Source organism: Achromobacter sp. (genome assembly GCF_032102605.1).
Classification (GTDB): domain Bacteria; phylum Pseudomonadota; class Gammaproteobacteria; order Burkholderiales; family Burkholderiaceae_B; genus Achromobacter.
The window spans coordinates 1-18274 of sequence record NZ_DAMDGT010000018.1 but is presented as its reverse complement, the minus strand read 5'-3'; the positions used below and the strand labels follow the sequence as shown (position 1 = coordinate 18274).

The 18274-nt window shown below is 62.7% G+C and carries 18 protein-coding genes and 1 other RNA gene; 12 read left to right on the top strand and 7 right to left on the bottom strand.

Translation table 11 applies throughout. The annotated features are described in order from the left end of the window. Positions 1 to 8 precede the first annotated feature (8 nt). The 3 genes from RT614_RS25960 to RT614_RS25950 all read left to right on the top strand — a co-directional run bounded on the left by RT614_RS25960 (position 9) and on the right by RT614_RS25950 (position 3052). Positions 9 to 488: a tripartite tricarboxylate transporter TctB family protein gene (locus tag RT614_RS25960; protein ID WP_313625148.1), complete on the top strand. Its 480-nt coding sequence runs from the start codon at positions 9 to 11 to the stop codon at positions 486 to 488. 6 nt (positions 489 to 494) lie between these two features. After that, positions 495 to 2018 carry a tripartite tricarboxylate transporter permease gene (locus tag RT614_RS25955; protein ID WP_313625147.1) on the top strand — a complete coding sequence of 508 codons (1524 nt, stop codon included), beginning with the start codon at positions 495 to 497 and terminating at the stop codon, positions 2016 to 2018. A gap of 104 nt (positions 2019 to 2122) precedes the next feature. After that, the gene (locus tag RT614_RS25950) at positions 2123 to 3052 is read left to right on the top strand and encodes a glyoxylate/hydroxypyruvate reductase A (protein WP_313625146.1); all 930 of its coding nucleotides are present in this window, start codon (positions 2123 to 2125) and stop codon (positions 3050 to 3052) included. Here the strand turns inward: RT614_RS25950 and RT614_RS25945 are convergent. Beyond that, positions 3046 to 3981: a LysR family transcriptional regulator gene (locus RT614_RS25945; RefSeq protein ID WP_313625144.1), complete on the bottom strand. Its 936-nt coding sequence runs from the start codon at positions 3979 to 3981 to the stop codon at positions 3046 to 3048. The two genes, RT614_RS25950 and RT614_RS25945, sit on opposite strands and share 7 nt — an antisense overlap. A 193-nt stretch (positions 3982 to 4174) precedes the next feature. Between RT614_RS25945 and RT614_RS25940 the strand changes: the two genes are divergently transcribed. Next, positions 4175 to 4804, top strand: coding sequence for an FMN-dependent NADH-azoreductase (locus tag RT614_RS25940; RefSeq protein WP_313625143.1), 630 nt, complete (start codon positions 4175 to 4177; stop codon positions 4802 to 4804). A gap of 102 nt (positions 4805 to 4906) precedes the next feature. Here RT614_RS25940 and RT614_RS25935 read toward each other — a convergent pair whose 3' ends face one another. The 4 genes from RT614_RS25935 to RT614_RS25920 all read right to left on the bottom strand — a co-directional run bounded on the left by RT614_RS25935 (position 4907) and on the right by RT614_RS25920 (position 9641). Then, positions 4907 to 5812 (bottom strand): NAD(P)-dependent oxidoreductase, encoded by a 906-nt coding sequence (locus RT614_RS25935; protein ID WP_313625141.1) that lies wholly within the window; start codon positions 5810 to 5812, stop codon positions 4907 to 4909. Between the two features lie 57 nt (positions 5813 to 5869). Beyond that, positions 5870 to 7474, bottom strand: coding sequence for a gamma-glutamyltransferase family protein (locus RT614_RS25930; RefSeq protein ID WP_313625140.1), 1605 nt, complete (start codon positions 7472 to 7474; stop codon positions 5870 to 5872). A gap of 183 nt (positions 7475 to 7657) precedes the next feature. Then, on the bottom strand, positions 7658 to 9163 hold the full coding sequence (locus RT614_RS25925; RefSeq protein ID WP_313625138.1) for a tripartite tricarboxylate transporter permease: 1506 nt from the start codon (positions 9161 to 9163) through the stop codon (positions 7658 to 7660). Between the two features lie 13 nt (positions 9164 to 9176). Further along, positions 9177 to 9641: a tripartite tricarboxylate transporter TctB family protein gene (locus RT614_RS25920; protein ID WP_313625136.1), complete on the bottom strand. Its 465-nt coding sequence runs from the start codon at positions 9639 to 9641 to the stop codon at positions 9177 to 9179. 480 nt (positions 9642 to 10121) lie between these two features. On the opposite strand from RT614_RS25920, the gene RT614_RS25915 reads away from it, so the two are divergent. From RT614_RS25915 to RT614_RS25900, 4 genes are all read left to right on the top strand, one after another. Further along, on the top strand, positions 10122 to 10568 hold the full coding sequence (locus RT614_RS25915; protein ID WP_313625135.1) for a hypothetical protein: 447 nt from the start codon (positions 10122 to 10124) through the stop codon (positions 10566 to 10568). After that, positions 10568 to 10879: a cell division protein ZapA gene (locus RT614_RS25910; RefSeq protein ID WP_313625134.1), complete on the top strand. Its 312-nt coding sequence runs from the start codon at positions 10568 to 10570 to the stop codon at positions 10877 to 10879. The genes RT614_RS25915 and RT614_RS25910 overlap by 1 nt, the downstream gene beginning before the upstream one ends. Before the next feature lie 31 nt (positions 10880 to 10910). Beyond that, a non-coding RNA gene (ssrS, locus tag RT614_RS25905) (6S RNA) lies at positions 10911 to 11096 on the top strand. Positions 11097 to 11182: 86 nt separating this feature from the next. Continuing rightward, positions 11183 to 11947: an SIMPL domain-containing protein gene (locus tag RT614_RS25900; RefSeq protein WP_313625132.1), complete on the top strand. Its 765-nt coding sequence runs from the start codon at positions 11183 to 11185 to the stop codon at positions 11945 to 11947. On the opposite strand, the gene lgt is transcribed toward RT614_RS25900, so the two are convergent. Next, a complete protein-coding gene (gene lgt / locus RT614_RS25895; RefSeq protein ID WP_313625130.1) occupies positions 11922 to 12710 on the bottom strand; it encodes a prolipoprotein diacylglyceryl transferase in 789 nt (262 codons plus the stop codon). The genes RT614_RS25900 and lgt overlap by 26 nt on opposite strands. Positions 12711 to 12840: 130 nt before the next feature. On the opposite strand from lgt, the gene ilvD reads away from it, so the two are divergent. The 3 genes from ilvD (at position 12841) to msrA (ending at position 15475) form a co-directional block, all read left to right on the top strand. Further along, positions 12841 to 14526, top strand: coding sequence for a dihydroxy-acid dehydratase (gene ilvD, locus RT614_RS25890; protein WP_313625129.1), 1686 nt, complete (start codon positions 12841 to 12843; stop codon positions 14524 to 14526). Then, positions 14510 to 14845, top strand: coding sequence for a c-type cytochrome (locus RT614_RS25885; protein ID WP_313625127.1), 336 nt, complete (start codon positions 14510 to 14512; stop codon positions 14843 to 14845). Before ilvD ends, RT614_RS25885 begins: the two co-directional genes overlap by 17 nt. A 75-nt stretch (positions 14846 to 14920) precedes the next feature. Next, the gene (gene msrA / locus RT614_RS25880; protein ID WP_313625126.1) at positions 14921 to 15475 is read left to right on the top strand and encodes a peptide-methionine (S)-S-oxide reductase MsrA; all 555 of its coding nucleotides are present in this window, start codon (positions 14921 to 14923) and stop codon (positions 15473 to 15475) included. 167 nt (positions 15476 to 15642) lie between these two features. On the opposite strand, the gene hppD is transcribed toward msrA, so the two are convergent. Beyond that, positions 15643 to 16755, bottom strand: a complete 1113-nt coding sequence (hppD, locus tag RT614_RS25875; RefSeq protein ID WP_313625124.1) for a 4-hydroxyphenylpyruvate dioxygenase — start codon at positions 16753 to 16755, stop codon at positions 15643 to 15645. Positions 16756 to 16911: 156 nt separating this feature from the next. Here hppD and RT614_RS25870 point away from each other — a divergent pair, with 156 nt between their 5' ends. After that, a complete protein-coding gene (locus RT614_RS25870) occupies positions 16912 to 17388 on the top strand; it encodes an Lrp/AsnC family transcriptional regulator (protein ID WP_313625122.1) in 477 nt (158 codons plus the stop codon). The last annotated feature ends 886 nt before the right edge of the window (positions 17389 to 18274 follow it).

Genomic DNA, 18274 nt, shown 5'->3' with positions numbered 1-18274 from the left:
GAAGGAGGATGGAAGTGCAAAAAACAATTAACAGAAAGGACTACTACGGCGGTGCGCTGATGGTCCTGATCGGACTGGGCGCCGTCTACGGCGGGACCGACTATCACATCGGCACGCTCAGCCACATGGGCCCCGGCTTTTTCCCCGCCGCGCTTGGCGGCCTGTTGGCGCTGACCGGTTTGCTGATCGCGATATCCGCGCGCTCCGGCGAACCCGCTTCGCCGGCGCCGGCAGAGGGTCACCCGACAGGCATGCCTGACATGCGCGGCAGCATCTGCATCCTGCTGGGCATCCTGGCCTTCCTGCTGCTGGGCCACTACGGCGGTCTGTTGCCCGCCACGTTCGCCATCGTCTTCATCTCGGCGCTGGGCGACCGCACGAACACGATCAAGCAGGCAATCCTGCTGTCGGTCGCCATGTCCGCGATCGCGGTCGTCGTTTTCTGGTGGGCGTTGCAATTGCAGCTGCCGCTGTTTCGTTGGGGTTGAAGCGCCATGATCTCTCAAGCACTGGTAGACCTTTGGTACGGCTTCGGCGTTGCGTTCCAATGGCACAACCTGATGTGGTCGTTCTTCGGGGTGCTCGTCGGCAACCTCATCGGCGTGCTGCCCGGCATGGGCGCACTGTCCGCGATCTCCATCCTGCTGCCGCTGACCTACGTCATGCAGCCCGTGCCGGCCATCCTGATGCTGGCCGGTATCTTCTACGGATCGCAGTATGGCGGCGCGATCGGCGCCATTCTTCTCAATCTGCCTTCGCATCCGCCGCACGCGGTCACCTGCCTTGACGGTTATCCATTGACCAAACAGGGCAAGGGCGGCACGGCGCTGGGCATAACGATGATCTGCTCGTTCTTCGCGGCGTCCGTCGGCATCATCGTGATGATCTTTGCATCGCCCTTGCTCGTGGAAGTGGCGTTCAAGTTCGGTCCGACCGAGATCTTCTCGATCATGCTGCTCGGCCTGCTTGCCGGCGCCACCATGTCGCGCGGCTCCCCGCTCAAGGGCGTCGCGATGACGTTGTTCGGCCTGATGTGCGGCGTTGTCGGCACCGACGTGAACACCGGCACCATCCGCTTTTCATTCGGCCTGCTGGACCTGTCCGACGGCCTGGAGCTGGTGGCGATTTCGATGGGCCTGTTTGGTGTGGCCGACTTCCTGATGAGCGTGAACCGCATGACCATCATCGGCAGCGGCGCCAAACTGCGCCTGCGCGACATGCGGCCCAGCAAGCAGGAACTGAAGACCGCCTTCTGGCCCATGGTGCGCGGCACGGCCGTCGGCACGCTGTTCGGCGCGATGCCGGGCACGGGTCCCACCATCACGACGTTCGTGGCTTATGCGCTCGAGCGCAAGATCTCCAAGACGCCCGAGAAATTCGGCACGGGCATGATCGCCGGCGTGGCGTCGCCCGAGGCCTCTTCGCACTCCAAGACCCAGGTCGACTTCATTCCGACGATGAGCCTGGGCATTCCCGGCGATGCCGTGATGGCGTTGATCCTGGGGGCGCTGCTGATCCAGGGCATCCAGCCCGGTCCGCAGCTCATCACCGAGCATCCGGACATCTTCTGGGGCCTGATCGCCAGCTTCTGGGTAGGCAACGTGTTGCTGATGGTGCTGAACGTGCCGCTCATCGGCGTGTGGGTCAAGCTGCTGCAGGTGCCGTACCGCTACCTCTTCCCGTCGGCGCTGTTCTTCATCGCGGTGGGGGTGTTCAGCACGCAGAACAGCCTCTTCCAGATCTGGGAAGTGCTTGCCTTCGGGGTCATCGGCGCCATCCTCATGACGCTGGAATTCTCCGTCGCGCCGATCCTGCTGGGATTCGTGCTGGGCCCGATGGTCGAAGAGAACTTCCGACGTGCTTTGCTGCTGTCCCGTGGCGATCTGGCGGTGTTCATCGAACGTCCGATCAGCGCTTGGTTCATTGGCGCCAGCGCCTTGCTGATCGCGCTGCAGGTCTGGGCCTTCGTGCGTCGCAGCAAGGGCAAGAACAAGCCCCAGGTGCCGCAGACCGCGTGATCCGGTGGCATCCGAGTGATCGCGGCCCGGCTTCATGCCGGGCCGTTTGATTTGTGCGGCGGCATCCCTCATGCTTGGGGTTTCCATCGCTTGCGCTGCCGACCATGCATATTCTCTTTGCCTGTCCCCACCACGATCCCGACTCCTGGGTGCCTCGCCTTGAAGCCGCCATGCCCGGCTGCCGCATTTCCGTGTGGAATCCCGACGGCCCGCCGTCAGGCGCCGAAGTTGCTTTGGTATGGCGTCCGCCGGTCGAACTCTTCAAGCACGAAACCCAGCTCCAGACCCTCTTCAACCTGGGGGCGGGCGTGGACGCTTTGCTGAAGATGCCCGAGATCCCGGCGCACGTGCGTATCGTGCGCCTCGAAGACGCCGGCATGTCGGTGCAGATGGCCGAGTACGCGCTGTATGCCTTGCTGCGCGTCTCGCGCGACTTTGAAGCTTTCGACCACGCACAGGCGCGCCAGCACTGGGACACTCGCGATGGCACGCGCCAGGCCGATTGGCCCGTGGGCGTGCTGGGCCTGGGGCAAGTGGGCGCGCGCGTCGCCCAGACCCTGGCCGAGTTCGGCTACCCCGTGGCCGGCTGGTCGCGTTCGCCGCGCGACATCCCGGGCGTGGAATCCTTCGCAGGCCAGGACGCCTTGCCGGCCTTTCTGGCGCGCACCCGCTTCCTCGTGAACGTGCTGCCGCTCACGCCCGACACGCACGGCATCCTCAACCGCGAGACGCTGTCCCAACTTCTGCCCGACGCGCATCTGGTCAACGTGGGCCGCGGCGAGCACCTGGTCGAGGACGACCTGGTCCAGATGCTCGAAGAAGGCGAAATCGCGGGCGCGACCTTGGACGTCTTCCATACCGAGCCGTTGCCGAAGGACCATCCGTTTTGGCGCGACTCGCGCGTCCACGTCACGCCGCATATCGCGGCGCGCACGCTGCGCGACGAAAGCATTGCGCAGATCGCCGGCAAGGTTGCCCAACTGCTGCGCGGAGAGTCCATCTCCGGCGTGGTAGAGCGCTCGCGCGGTTACTGAGGCGCCGGGACAGCGGCTTTTTCAAGCCGCTGGTACATCGAGGGCAAGCGCTGCGACAGGAAGTCCAGCAGCGTGCGCACGGCGGGCATCATGCCCCGCCGTGACGGATAGATGCAGTGCACGATGCCCTCGGGCGACTGCCATTGCGGCAGGACTGGCACCAGTTGTCCGCGGCGCAGCTCTTCCTGCGTGGCGATCGACGGCAGCAAGGCAATCCCGCGGCCGCGCACGGCGGCTTCCGTCAGCACGATGAAATCGTTGCACGACAACTGCGGCTTCAATTCGATCTGCACCTCTTCGCCCTTGTCGTTGCGCAGCGGCCATCGCACTTCGTTCTGGGGATCGCTGAAGCTCAGGGTCGTGTGCGAGGCCAGGTCCTGAGGCGTGTCCGGTGCGCCGTGGCGCTGCAAATATCCAGGGCTGGCCACCAGCGTTCCGCGTGCCGTGCCCAGGTGCCTCACGACCAGTTCGGCATCCGTGTCCAGCTTGGTCCGCACGCGCAGCGCCAGGTCAACGCCTTCGCGGATCAGGTCCACGCGGCGGTTCGTGACCAGCAATTGCACCGAGATCGCCGGCCAGGCATCAAGAAATTCGGGCAGTATCGGCGCCAGCACGTCCTGGGCGATCGACACCGGGCAGCTCACGATCACCGGGCCGGCGGGTTCGGACTGCAACTGACGCATGGCGTCTTCCGCCGCGCGCGCCGATGCGGCCATCTCGCGGCAGTAGTGCAGGTAGCGCTCGCCGGCGGACGTCAGCCGCAGCCGGCGCGTGGTGCGTTGCAAGAGACGCACCCCCAGGCTTTCCTCCAGGTGCGAGATCCGGCGGGACAGGCGCGACTTCGGGATGTCCAGCGCCCGGGCCGCGGCGCTGAATCCGCCTTGCTCGACGACTTGGGAGAAGTAGTAGAGGTCATTGAGATCTTGCATGATTGTTCTAAGTTTGGAACGAACAGTTCATGATACCCGTATTTATGTATCGAATTGACCGGTCTACAGTGACGCCATGCATTCGGCATCTGCCAACGCCGCAGTCGGCGGCAGGCCCGGCCCGGTTCTTCGGGCGCGGCGCTGACAGATGCTGACCGCCCGCGGCTGCGGGCCATCACTGGAGATATTTGTCATGAAAACCCTGGTCATCCTTTCCTCGATTCTCGGCGAGCGTTCCAACAGCAAGCAATTAGCCGATCACCTGATTGCCCGAATCAAGACTTCCAATCCCGCCGCCGTCGTGAAGGTTCGCGACATCGGCGCCCAGCCCATCCCGTATTTCGACGGCAACACCGCCGGCGCCCTGTTCACCCCCGCCGAAGCCCGCAGCGTCGAGCAGCAGCGCTTGGTCGAACTGAGCGATTCCCTCGTCGCCGAACTGATGGAAGCCGACCGCGTCGTCTTCGCCGTGCCGGTGTACAACTTCAACCTGCCCGCGCAGTTCAAGAGCTATCTGGACCACCTGGCCCGGGCCGGCGTCACGTTCCGTTATACGCCTGAAGGCGTGCCGGAAGGCCTCGTCAAGGGTAAACAGGTGTTCGTGCTGACGTCGCGTGGCGGCAAGGCCGAGGGCACTCCCTCGGACACCCTGACGCCGTATCTGCGTCAGATGCTGGGCTTCCTGGGAATGACCGACGTGAACTTCATCGCCGCCGAAGGCATGGCGATGGGCGAAGTGGCTGCTCTGGAAGGCCTGGCCTTGGCCAAGCAGCGCATCGACGCGCTGGTTCCGAGCGCCGGACAGGATGCTCTTGCCGCGTAAACGCACAATGCGCGCCATGCAAAAGGCGAGCCGCCAGGCTCGCCTTTTTTTCCATGCGTCGACAGGCCGGGCGTCGATACGCCGGGCGTCGACACGCCAGGATCAGTCGCGCAGGCGCTTGATCAGGCTGGACGTATCCCAGCGTCCGCCGCCCAGCTTCTGGACGTCGCCATAGAACTGGTCGACCAGGGCGGTCACTGGCACGCGGGCGCCGTTGTTGCGGGCCTCGGCCAGCACCAGGCCCAGGTCCTTGCGCATCCAATCCACCGCAAAACCGAAGTCGAACTTGTCGTCGACCATGGTGCCGCCGCGGTTTTCCATCTGCCAGCTTTGCGCCGCGCCCTTGCTGATCACGTCCAGCACGACCTTCATGTCCAGATCGGCAGCCTGGCCAAAAGCGATGGCTTCGGACAATCCTTGCACGATGCCGGCGATGCAGATCTGGTTGACCATCTTGGCCAACTGGCCCGCGCCCGGAGGGCCCACCAACGTGACCGCGCGGCCGAAGCACTGCGCCACGGGTTTGATGGCGTCGAACACGGCCTGCTCGCCGCCGCACATGATCGTCAGCACGCCGTTGACCGCGCCGGCCTGGCCGCCGGACACAGGCGCGTCGATGAAATTCAGGCCCAGTTCCTTGGCTTGCGCATGGAGTTCCCGAGCGACGTCCGCGGAGGCCGTCGTATGGTCGACGAACACGGCGCCGGGCGCCATGCCGGCGAAGGCGCCATCCGGACCCAGTACGACGCTGCGCAGGTCATCGTCGTTGCCCACGCAGGCAAAGACGATCTGGGCGTCGGCAACGGCTTCGCGCGGCGTGGCGGCGTGACGGCCGCCGAACTCGGCAACCCAGGCCTGCGCTTTGGCGGGGGTACGGTTGTAGACGGTGACATCGTGCCCGGCGCGGGCCAGATGCCCGGCCATGGGCAAGCCCATGACGCCCAAGCCGAGGAAAGCGACTTTCTGGGCTACGACCGCGTCGTAGCTCTTGGTACCGATCGTTGCCATGCAATGGACTCCGCGTAAAAAGGGTAGGTCTGTTTCAGGACACTAACCTTAACGCAATCAAAAGCCGGCGGCGAGCCCATCTCGGCGACTGTCGCTGGCGCTGACGTAGCCATCGACGGCGGGATCGCCCAGGCGCCAGATGAACTGGCCGGATCCGAAGTCCATGTAGGGATCGTCCTGGCCTTGCAGGACATGGCCGCGGTCGCGAAGCCCCTGCGCAACGGCCGCGGAAATCGTCGGTTCCAGATCCACCTCCAGACCCTGGTTCCATTTCCAGCGGGGCGCGTCGCAGGCGGCCTGCGGCTGCTGTCCGTAGTCCAGCAAACGCACGAGCGCCTGCATCTGTCCTTGCGGCTGCATATTGCCGCCCATGACGCCAAAGCTCATGACCGGCGCGCCGTCGCGCATCAGAAAGCCCGGGATGATCGTGTGAAACGGCCGTTTGCCGCCGGCGACGACGTTGGGATGGTTCGGGTCGGTGCTGAAGCAGTGTCCGCGGTTCTGCAGGCTGACACCGGTGCCGGGCACCACGACGCCCGATCCGAAACCCATGTAGTTGGATTGGATGAAGCTCACCATCATGCCGTTGCGGTCGGCGGCGGTCAGGTAGACCGTGCCGCCTTGCGGAGCATGACCCGAAGCAAACGCCTGGGCCGACCGCGGATTGATCAGTCGAGCGCGCTCGGCCAGATAGTCGGCGCGCAGCATTTCTTCCGGGGCAACGCGCATGTGCCGTGCATCGGCCACGTGCGCGTAGACATCGGCAAAGGCCAGTTTCATCGCTTCGATCAACAGGTGTTGCGTCTCGGGATGATCGACCGGGCGGGCCGCCACGTCAAAGTTCTGCAAAATGCCCAGCGCGATCAGCGCGGCGATGCCCTGGCCGTTGGGCGGAATCTGGTGCAACGTGTGCCCGCGGTAGGACTGGCTGATCGGCGTGACCCATTCCGGCGTGTAGTCGCGCAAGTCCGCCAACGTCATGGCGGCATCATGCGCCTGGGCATGCGCAACCAGCTTGTGCGCCGTTTCGCCTTCGTAGAAATCCCGGCCGCCGCTGGCGGCTATGCGCTTCAGCGTGGCGGCGGCGCCCTGCAGGACGAAGTGCTCTCCGATGTGCGGCGCGCGACCGCGCGGCAAGAAATGCTGGGCGAAACCCGGCTGCGGTTGCAGGATGTCGGCTTGCGCCGCCCATTTGTCGTGCACGACGGGCGAGATCGCGAAGCCCCGTTCCGCGTATTCGATGGCAGGCGCCAGGATATCGGCGAAGGACAGGCGCCCCAGCTTTTCGTGCAGGGCTCCCCAACCGGCGACACAGCCCGGGACAGTCACGCTATCCCAGCCCCGCGCCGGCACCGAACCCTGGTGCTTGCGCCGGAAGTAATCCACGTTCCATGCAGCCGGCGCCGTGCCCGATGCGTTCAGTCCGTGAAGCCTCGCGCCGTCCCATACGATCGCAAAGCAGTCGGATCCCAGACCGTTGCTTACGGGTTCGGTCAACGCCAGCGTGGAAGCCGCTGCAATGGCGGCGTCTACCGCATTGCCACCCTGGGCCAGGATGCGCAGCCCGGCCTGGGCGGCCAAGGGTTGTGAGGTGGCGACGACGTTGCGCGCGAATACGGGCCTGCGGGTGGTCGTATAGGGATTCTTCCAGTCGAAATTCATGGCGAATCATCGCGTGGGGTAAACCCGTAGCTTAACGTAGTTGAAAGCGCCTATGTACGAATGGTTGCGCGCTGTAATTAGTTGTAGCTTTCCGGGGGGCTCATCCGTCCGCGCAATAAAAAACCCCCGGCGGGGCCGGGGGTTCGGTAGCAAGGGCGCGGCCATTGGCCGGCGCGTTGCCGTTTACTCTTCTTCGACGAAGGTCTCTTCGCGCTTCTTGCGGATGGCCGGCAGGGCGACCAGGATCACCAGGAAGACCGCCACCGCCAGCAGCGTGGCCGACAACGGACGCGTCACGAAGGTGGTGAAATCGCCGCGCGACAGCAGCAGGGCGCGACGGAAGTTTTCTTCCATCATGGGGCCCAGCACCAGGCCCAGCAGCAGCGGGGCGCCTTCGCACTTCAGCTTCGACCACACGTAGCCGATGATGCCGAACATGGCGGTGGTGAAGATGTCGAACGGGTTGTAGTTAAGCGAATACACACCGATCGTGCAGAACACCAGGATCGCCGGGAACAGGATGCGGTAGGGCACCTTCAGCAGCTTGACCCAAAGGCCGATCAGCGGCAGGTTCAGAACCACCAGCATCAGGTTGCCGATCCACATCGAGGCGATCAGGCCCCAGAACAGCTCGGGGTGGCTCGTCATCACTTGCGGGCCGGGCTGGATGTTGTGGATCGTCATTGCGCCGACCATCAGCGCCATCACGGCGTTGCCGGGAATACCCAGCGTCAGCAACGGGATGAACGAAGTCTGGGCCGCAGCGTTGTTCGCCGATTCCGGGCCCGCCAGGCCGGCCGGGTGGCCCTTGCCGAAGCGTTCCGGATTCTTCGAGATCTTCTTTTCCAGCGTGTAGGAAGCGAACGACGACAGCACCGCGCCACCGCCCGGCAGGATACCCAGGGCCGAACCCAGAGCCGTGCCGCGCAGCACGGCGGGAGCGGCTTCCTTGAATTCCTGCTTGTTCGGGTACAGGGTGCCGATCTTGTCGGTAATGTCGACGCGGTTTTCCTTCTGCTCCAGGTTGGTCATGATTTCGGCAAAGCCGAACACGCCCATGGCCACGATGGCGAAGTCGATGCCGTCTTGCAGTTCCGGCACACCGAAGTCGAAGCGGGCAACACCCGAGTTCACATCGGTGCCGACCATGCCCAGCAGCAGGCCCAGGATGATCATCGAGATCGCCTTGGGCAGCGAACCGGAAGCCAGCACCACGGCGCCAACCAGGCCCAGACACATCAGCGAGAAGTACTCGGCGGGGCCGAACTTGAACGCGACTTCAGCCAGAGGAGGCGCGAAGGCGGCGAGCAGCAGCGTGGCGACGCAACCGGCAAAGAACGAACCCAGCGCGGCGATAGCCAGCGCTGCGCCCGCACGGCCGTTGCGTGCCATCTGGTGACCGTCAAGCACGGTCACCACCGCTGACGTTTCCCCTGGCAACGCCACAAGAATGGCTGTTGTCGAGCCGCCGTACTGGGCGCCGTAGTAAATACCCGCCAGCATGATCAGGCCGGCCACCGGGGGCAGCACGTACGTGATCGGAAGCAGCATTGCAATGGTCGGAACGGGGCCGATGCCCGGCAGCACGCCAATCAGCGTACCCAGGATGCAGCCCAGCAGTGCGTACAGCAGGTTCTCGGGCGTGAACGCCACCGAGAAGCCCATCATCAGGTTGTCAAACAATTCCATGGCCGATTGCTCCTCAGTTCATGCCCAGAAACGACGGCCACAGCGGGAAGATCAGCCCCAGCCCCTTGATGAATGCCAGGTACGTGAACACCACCAGGAAGATACCGTTGGCGACGGCGACCTTCAGGCTGAATTCATGGCTGGCAAGGCTGCTGATGACCACCAGCACGAACACCGAGATGTACACACCCAGCAGTTTGAGGACCAGGCCATACAGCACGACGGAGCCCACCACCAGGAAGACGATGCGCCAGTCGAACTTGTCAACGTGAGTTTCGTGGGCTTTCTTGGACAGCGAGCCAAGCAGCACGATGGCGCCCAGCAATGCGAGAACAATGCCTAGCCAGAAAGGAAAGTACCCTGGGCCCATTCGGGCAGCAGTACCCATTTGGTAGCTGCTGGCCTGCCAGGCGAATCCCAGTCCAAGGGCGATGAACATCACCCCCGACCAGAAGTCCTGTCGATTGCGTAGCTGCATGATTGGTTGGCTCCTGTTTACAGCATGTAGATAAAAGAGGTTTGTAGCCGGATGAGTCACTCTCCGAAAGGCGAGTGACAGGCACAAAAAAGGCACTTCGGGGTGCCATTAGTTATTCTGAAAGCGACGACGTGGTTTCTTGAAAGGCCGAATGGTAATGGACGCCCGCCACGCTGCAAACCCTGTAAGGTCTGTGAAAGCCTGGGGTTTTCCCTAAAATTGGGGAACTCCCGACCCCCGTTTGTAACGGCGCGGGAAGATTGAGGGCTTTTTGAAAGCTAAGTGAAAGTTTATAGAAAGAAATGCGAAAGCCGGATCGGCCGGATGCGGCAATTTCGGCGGATGGGACTTTTCAGGGCATTGAAGAATCGGTAACCTTCGCGCGCCGTTCACCCACCGTATTTCCTACTGAATATTGCCGGGTTTCTCACCTTGCGTGAAGAGGCCCGGTCCAACCCAGGATGGTTTACGATAGCGCCCATGCTGCAAGATCTAGACCAACTCGCCGCCCGAATCGGGCAACTGGTGCAACGCACCCGCCAACTCCACGCCGAGCGTGACGCGTTGCGTCTTCGCCTGAACGAATTCGAAGCCGAGCAGCGCACGCTCAAGCAGCGCGCCTCTGACCGCGAAGCCGAAGTCGTCACGCTGCAAAGCAAGCTGCAGGATCACGACGGCGCGGTGTCCGCCATGCTCGAACAGGCCAAGCAGGCGGAAGCCGCGCTGCGCGAGCAACTGTCGCGCGAGACCGCCGAGCGTCAAGCGCTCGAGTCGCGGTTTGCCGCTCGCGAAAGCGAACTGCAGGGCACTCTGCAGAATCGCGACACAGAACTACAGCGCTTGCGTGTGGCCGCCGCGTCGGCCCGCGAGCGCATCGACGCCGTCCTGGCCCGCTTGCCGGGTGCGCCGTCCGGAGAGCAACACTAATGGAACGTGTAGACGTATCGATCCTGGGCCGTGAGTACTCACTGGCGTGCTCGGCCGAAGAAAAGCCCACGCTGATGGCCGCCGTTCGTCATGTTGATCAGCTCATGCTGCGCATCCAGGGCACGGGCAAGGTCTCCAGCAACGAGCGCATCGCCGTGATGGCTGCATTGCAGGTCGCTGGTGAGCTGCTCGCCATGAAGGCGCCCGATGGTCCGCTGGGCGGTTTGGCGGTCGGCGACTTCAAGCGTAGAATTGAGGACATGAACGCAGTACTCGATGACGCCTTGTCGGGTCAGGAAAAACTGCTCTAACGTTCATAAGCAGTATTCAAGAATTTTCAGTTTGTCCCTGCCGTGTTCGTGACTAGGCCATACATTCTCTGAACCTATGTCTTTTTGGCATATTGGTTGCGGGAGTGCAGAGCTGGAGTGATTGTCTCTTGCAGACGAACCCGATGCTCTTCGGAACGCGACCACCTTGAACCTCAGGGTTCGAGATGCCGGCCTTGACGGCACAGGCGGGGCATCTATCCCAGCGGACCTGCCATGCGTGCAGGTCCGCGCCGGGAGCCTCCCCAGGCAATTCCCCTCCGTCCTCCCTCCTAGGACCAGTCCATGTTCAAACACCGTGTTTTTTCGCTGACCAAGCTTGGTGCAGCGTGCGCAGCCGTGGCCGCCATCGCTGCCGCGCAGCCCGTTTACGCACAGGCGCAGGCGCCCGCCGCGGCGCCCGCTGTCGAACCCGCCGCCAGCCGTTCGCCCGAACTGACCCTGCAGGCCATGGCCTCTTCCGAGGTCAAGCAAGACACCGTTCGCATCGCTTTGTCCGCCGAAGTCGACGCGCCGGACCAGCCCGCCGCAGGCCAGAAGCTGACCGCCGCGCTCGAAGACGCGGTCAAGCGCGCGCGCGACACGAAGGACGTGGAAGTGCGCACCAGCAACTTCAATGTCTGGCCCAACATGAACAACAAGGGAAAGATCGCCTCGTGGCGCGGCCAGGGCGAGATCGTGCTGGAGTCCAAGGACTTCGCGGCTGCCGCCGCGCTGGCTTCCAAGCTGTCCGACAAAACGGCAATTTCCAACATCAGCTTTTCGCTGTCGCCGGCCGCCCGCGAGGCCGAAGAACGCAAGCTGCTGAAGGAAGCCGCGCAGGCGTTCAAGGATCGCGCGTTGGCCGCAGCCAACGCCTTCGGTTTTTCCGGCTATCGCCTTTCCAAGCTTGAACTCGGCGGTTCCGGTGGCCCCGTGCCGATGCCGCGCATGATGGGCGCGGCAATGGCCAAGGACTCGTCCTTCAGCAGCGCTGGCGCCAGCGTTCCCCTTGAAGCCGGGAACGTGACGGTCAGCGTGTCGGTCAACGGGACGATCGTTTTGCAGTAAGGCTGAACATGATGGCGCCCAGCGCCACCATCGGCACGGACAGCCACTGTCCCATGCTCAGACCGCCCGCGAGCAGACCCAGGAAGTTGTCGGGCTCGCGGGTGAACTCCACCAGGAAGCGGAACGTTCCATAGCCCATCAGGAACAGCCCGCTCACCTGTCCCAGCGGGCGCGGCTTGCTGGAAAACCACCACAACAGCGCAAACAGCACAATGCCTTCCAGGCCCAGCTCATAGAGCTGCGACGGATGGCGCGGCAACCCGTCGCCGCTATCCGGGAACACCATGGCCCACGGCACATCCGTGGGACGGCCCCACAACTCGCCGTTGATGAAATTGCCCAGGCGGCCGAACCCGAGGCCCAGCGGAATCAGCGGCGCGATGAAGTCGCTGATCGCAAAAAACGGCAGGCGCTTCTTGCGCGCGAAAAGAAACATCACCAGGATCACGCCGATCAGGCCGCCGTGGAACGACATGCCGCCTTGCCACAGGTACAGCACTTCCAGCGGATGTGACAGGTAGTAGCCCGGCTTGTAGAACAGCACGTATCCCAGCCGGCCCCCCAGCACCACGCCCAGCACGCTATAGAAGATCAGGTCTTCAAGGTCGCGCACGTTCAGCGACGTGGTGTGCCCGCTCTTGATGCGATGGCGGCCCAGCAAATACACGAGCGCGAAGCCCGCCAGGTACATCAGTCCGTACCAGTGGATGGCCAGCGGCCCGATCTGCAGGGCGATGGGGTCGAATTTTGGATATTGCAGCATGTTCTGCCCGACACAATAAAGTTGAATGATAATAACCGGCGAGCACTGAAGATTCGCATGCAAGCGAGCCAGCTTCCCCCGGGTGCGTTCGCCATGTCCGCGCCCCGACGGCCGACAGGAGACACTGACCATGCCGCACAACGAACGTTCCCGCCATATCACGCAAGGCGTCGCGCGCGCGCCCAACCGCGCCATGTATTACGCGCTGGGCTACAAGGAAACCGACTTCGACAATTCCATGATCGGCGTGGCCAACGGCCATTCGACGATCACTCCCTGTAATAGCGGCCTGCAGCGCCTGGCCGATGCCGCGATCGACGCCATCCGCTCGTCCCGCGCCAACCCGCAGGTGTTCGGCACGCCCACCATCTCCGACGGCATGTCGATGGGCACTGAGGGCATGAAGTACTCGCTGGTCTCGCGCGAGGTTATCGCGGACTGCATCGAAACCGCCGCGCAAGGCCAGTGGATGGATGGCGTTGTCGTGATCGGCGGCTGCGACAAGAACATGCCCGGCGGCATGATCGCCCTGGCTCGCACCAATGTGCCAGGCATCTACGTATATGGCGGCACGATCAAGCCCGGCCGCTACAAAGGCAATGACCTCACCATCGTGTCCGTCTTCGAAGCCGTGGGCGAATACACGATGGGCCGCATGCCCGAAGAAGATTTCAAGCAGATCGAAAAGTGCGCGATCCCCGGCTCGGGCTCTTGCGGCGGCATGTACACCGCGAACACGATGAGTTCCGCCTTTGAAGCCATGGGCATGAGCCTGCCGTACTCCAGCACCATGGCCAACGAAGACGAGGAGAAGGTCACGTCGGCCGCCGAATCGGCTCGCGTGCTGGTGGACGCCGTCAAGCGCAACCTGCGCCCACGCGACATCATCACGCGCGAGTCCATCGAAAACGCCGTATCCGTGATCATGGCCACTGGCGGGTCCACCAACGCGGTGCTGCACTTCCTGGCTATCGCCCATGCCGCCGAAGTGCCCTGGACCATCGACGATTTCGAACGTATCCGCAAGCGCGTGCCGGTGCTCTGCGACCTGAAGCCATCGGGCAAGTACGTGGCTACCGACCTGCATCGCGCCGGCGGCATTCCACAGGTCATGAAGCTGCTCTTGAACGCCGGCTTGCTGCATGCCGACTGCATCACCATCACTGGCAAGACCATCGCCGAAACCCTGGCTGACGTGCCCGATGCGCCGCGCGCGGATCAGGACGTCATCATGCCTATCGATCGCGCACTCTATCCTCAGGGGCATCTGGCCATCCTGAAAGGCAATCTGTCGCCGGAGGGCTGCGTCGCCAAGATCACGGGCCTGAAAAATCCCGTCATCACGGGCCCCGCGCGCGTCTTCGATTCCGAGGACGATGCCATGACGGCCATCATGGCCCAGCAGATCCGCGACGGCGACGTCGTCGTCATCCGCTATGAAGGGCCCAAGGGCGGGCCGGGCATGCGCGAGATGCTTGCCCCCACGTCGGCGCTGGTGGGCCAGGGGCTTGGCGAAACCGTGGGCTTGATCACCGATGGCCGCTTTTCGGGCGGCACGTGGGGCATGGTGGTCGGCCATGTCGCGCCCGAGGCCTATGTCGGCGGTCCCATCGCGCTGATTCAGGAGGGCGATTCGGTTACCATCGATGCCCACAAGCTGCTGCTGCAGCTCAACATCAGCGACGAGGACATGGCGGCTCGTCGCCAGGCCTGGGTCCAGCCCAAGCCGCGTTATACACGCGGTGTGCTCGCCAAGTTTGGCAAGCTCGCCAGCACCGCGAGCCGTGGGGCAGTAACCGATGCATTTGAAGATTAGTCTGTTGGTGGCCGCGGCCGGCGTCCTGGGCGCTGGCGCGGCGCATGCGCAAACCACTGGCCTGGATCTGGCCAAGAGCAAGGCCTGTATGGCCTGTCATCAGGTAGAAGCCAAACGTGTAGGACCTCCCTTGAAAGGCGTGGCCGAAAGGTACGCGGGGCAGGGCGACGCCATGGTGGACTACCTGGCTGGCAAAATCCGCGGCGGCGGCCGGGGCGCCTGGGGCGCCGTGCCCATGCCGGCCCAGACCCACGTTTCCGCCGAGGACGCTCGCGCGTTGTCGGAATGGATCTTGTCGCTGGCGCCGCCAAAGCAGTAGCCTTAATCACATGCCCCGGCATCGAGCCGGGGGCGCGGGCCGCGCGCAGCGGCCGCCGATCAGGAAGGAATCGTCATGGCAGAACAACCATCACCGGGCAATGAAGTCGCCGTTCTTGGCGGCGGGTGCTTTTGGTGCGTCGAAGCAGTGTTCACCGATCTGCGGGGTGTGAAGAGCGTATTGCCCGGCTACAGCGGCGGCCACGTGGACAATCCCAGCTACGAGCAGGTCTGCGGCAAGGACACCGGCCACATCGAAGTCGCCCGCATCGAATACGATCCGGCCGAGCTGTCTTATAGCGATCTGCTGCGCGTCTTCTTCGCCACGCACGATCCCACCACACCGGGCCGTCAGGGCAACGACATCGGTCCGCAATATGAATCGGCGATTTTCTGGCAGGACGAATCGCAGCGCGAGCAGGCCGAATCAGTCATCGCCGAGGTCAACGATCAACAGGTCTACGACGCTCCGATCGTCACCAAGGTGTTGGCTCCCGCGCGGTTCTGGCAAGCCGAGGACTATCACAGCAACTACTTTGCGCTGCATCCCGAGCAAGGCTATTGCCAGTTCGTGATTGCTCCCAAAGTCGCCAAGTTCCGCAAGCAGTTCCAGGATCGCCTCAAGCGCTGATCCGGGTCATCAAGCCTTATGGCCAAAACGGCCCCTCTGCGGCAGGACATGCTCCTGCCGCAGAGGGGCCGAATCTTTTTCCATGCCGGACGTGAAAAGGCCCCGCCATGCTGCGGGGCCTTGAAGCCGACGCCCCGTAGGGGTGCCGTGTATTGCTGCGTGTACGCTTATTCGACGGTCTTCAGCACGCCGCGGCGCATCTGGTCCAGTTCGATCGATTCGAACAAGGCCTTGAAGTTGCCTTCGCCGAAACCGTCATTTCCCTTGCGCTGGATGATCTCGAAGAAGATCGGGCCGATCTGGTTCTCGGTGAAGATCTGCAGAAGCAGCCCGCCGCCGGGCGCGCCGTCGAGCAGGATGCGGTTCTTCTGCAGACGGGCCACGTCTTCGCCATGATTCGGCAGGCGGCGGTCCAGCAGTTCGTAGTAAGTCTCCGGCGTGTCAAGGAACACCACGCCCGTCTGCCGCAGGGCTTCGATCGTGGCGTAGATGTCGTCGGTCGCCATGGCAATGTGCTGGATGCCTTCGCCGCGGTACAAATCCAGGTATTCCTGGATCTGGCCCTTCTCGTCCGTGCCTTCCTCGTTGATCGGAATGCGGATGTTGCCGCAGGGTGACGTCATAGCCTTCGACTTCACGCCCGTCACCTTGCCTTCGATGTCGAAGTACCGCACTTCCCGGAAGTTGAAGAGGCGCTCGTAGAACTCGGACCACTCCGCCATGCGTCCCTTGTGGACGTTGTGCGTCAGGTGATCCACCAAGGTCAGGCCGGCGCCGCGCCAGGCCACGTCGGTCTGCGCGTTGGCGGGATCCAGGGGAATGAAGTCCACGTCGTAGATGCTGATGTCGCCAATCCCGCCATGGCCTTCCTTGCCGGCCCAGCGGTCCACCAGATAGATCAGCGAATCGCCGATGCCCTTGATCGCGGGAATATTCAGTTCCATGGGGCCGCTATGCGAGTCAAAGCCCCAGGCGCCCAACTCCAGGGCGCGCTTGTACGCCGCGTTGGCGTCCTGAACTCGGAATCCAATCGCACAGATCGACGGGCCGTGCAGCCGCGCGAAGCGCTGCGCGAAAGAATCCGGTTCGGCGTTGATCAGGAAATTCACGCCGCCTTGGCGGTACAGGGTGACGTCCTTGTGACGGTGCTTGGCAATGGCCTTGAAGCCCAGCAGCTCAAACACCTTGCGCAGCGCTGCGGGGTCCGGCGCGGCGTATTCAATGAACTCGAACCCGGCGGTGCCCATCGGGTTGTCCCAGGGTTGGAAAGCGCTGCTCATAAGTCTGCTCCCTTGCATGTTTTGTGAGGACGACTTGTTGTTCAAGTCTAGACGCAGATTGTAGGTAGGAAGGCCGGGCAGACAATTGCAAACATGGCGCAGAAGTGCGGCTTTGGAGCAATAATATTGCCGAATGTTTAAATTATGAGGTTGAAAATGTCTGGTATCGAGCTTGATAGGACAGATCTAAAGATCCTGGCCGAATTGCAGAGGGACGGGCGCCTCAGCAACCAGGAACTTGCCGACCGCGTTTCCTTGTCGCCCAGTCCCTGCCTGCGTCGGGTCCGCCGCCTGGAAGAGCAGGGGTTCATCAAGAAATACGTGGCGCTTATTGATGCCGCAAAAGTAGGGCTGGGCTTGTTGGCGTACGTGAACATCCGTCTGAACAAGCACAGCGGCTCCAGCCATGCGCCCATGAGCGACTTCTCCCGAGATGTCCAGCTCTGGCCAGAGGTAGTCGAGTGCTACGCCATGTCTGGCGACATGGACTACCTCCTGCGCATCCAGGTTGCGGACCTCGCCCATTTTTCGCGGTTCGCAATGGATACGCTCATGCGCCACCCGGCGGTAGTGGACATGCGCTCCTTCTTCGCCCTTCAGCAGATCAAGGAGACCACCGAGCTGCGTATCTGACCACCCGAGGGGCAGGAAAGCCCGTCACTGGGCGCTCATACTGAGGGCGCCGTCGTTCGTGGGGGCGGCGCCGAAGATGGGCGCTATATAGGCTCCGTAGACGGGCGCTATATATATATATAGTGACTGGGCTCTATATAGGGAGTGCGTTCCCGCGTATATAAGTAAGAGGTCGCTCCGCCAGGACCGCTGGCTTTGCGTTGCTCTCTATATATATGTAGGGGCTCTCCGGATACGCCGCTCTTCCTCCAGGGGCGTGAAGGCGGGCGGACGCGGTGCGCGTGGCGGCCAGCGGCGTCTCCAGACGCCAAAGGGCGGTGCGTCCCCCCAATAATTCATATTTCTGCAAAACGGGTGTCGTGCCAGGCACACAGCTCAAAATTCTGTGCTATAGTCTCGCTCCTTCGCAGTTCACACAGTTCTGAATCGCGAAGCCAGGCAGGTGCAACGGGTCAGTCGGTTTTCCGGCCCGCCGCAGAAGCGATCAGAAATGAAAGCGCAGCGGTTATTGCAAGAGTTGAGGCAAATCAGGCAGAAGCCAGTTGCGCAACCAGCAAAAATTGTGCTATAGTCTTGGGCTCGGTTGGTGATAACGAATTAGGGATTTCCCTGGCAGGCATCATCAACCACCTGTGCGGTAACCAGCCCCTGAAATTCAGGGCCGCTTGCAAGTTAAGCGGGGTTGCAAGATAGGGTGCAAATCAGGCAGAAGCCGGTTGCATAATCTGCAAAAGCTGTGTTATAGTGGAGGGCTTGGCGGTTGCCGAAAAATTAGGGTTTACCCTGACATTTCGATAGCTGCTAGGCGCTGAGAAATCAGCGCAGCCGTATGTAGTACCGAATTTAGCAGTACCGCTCTTTAACAATTAAACAACCGATAAGTGTG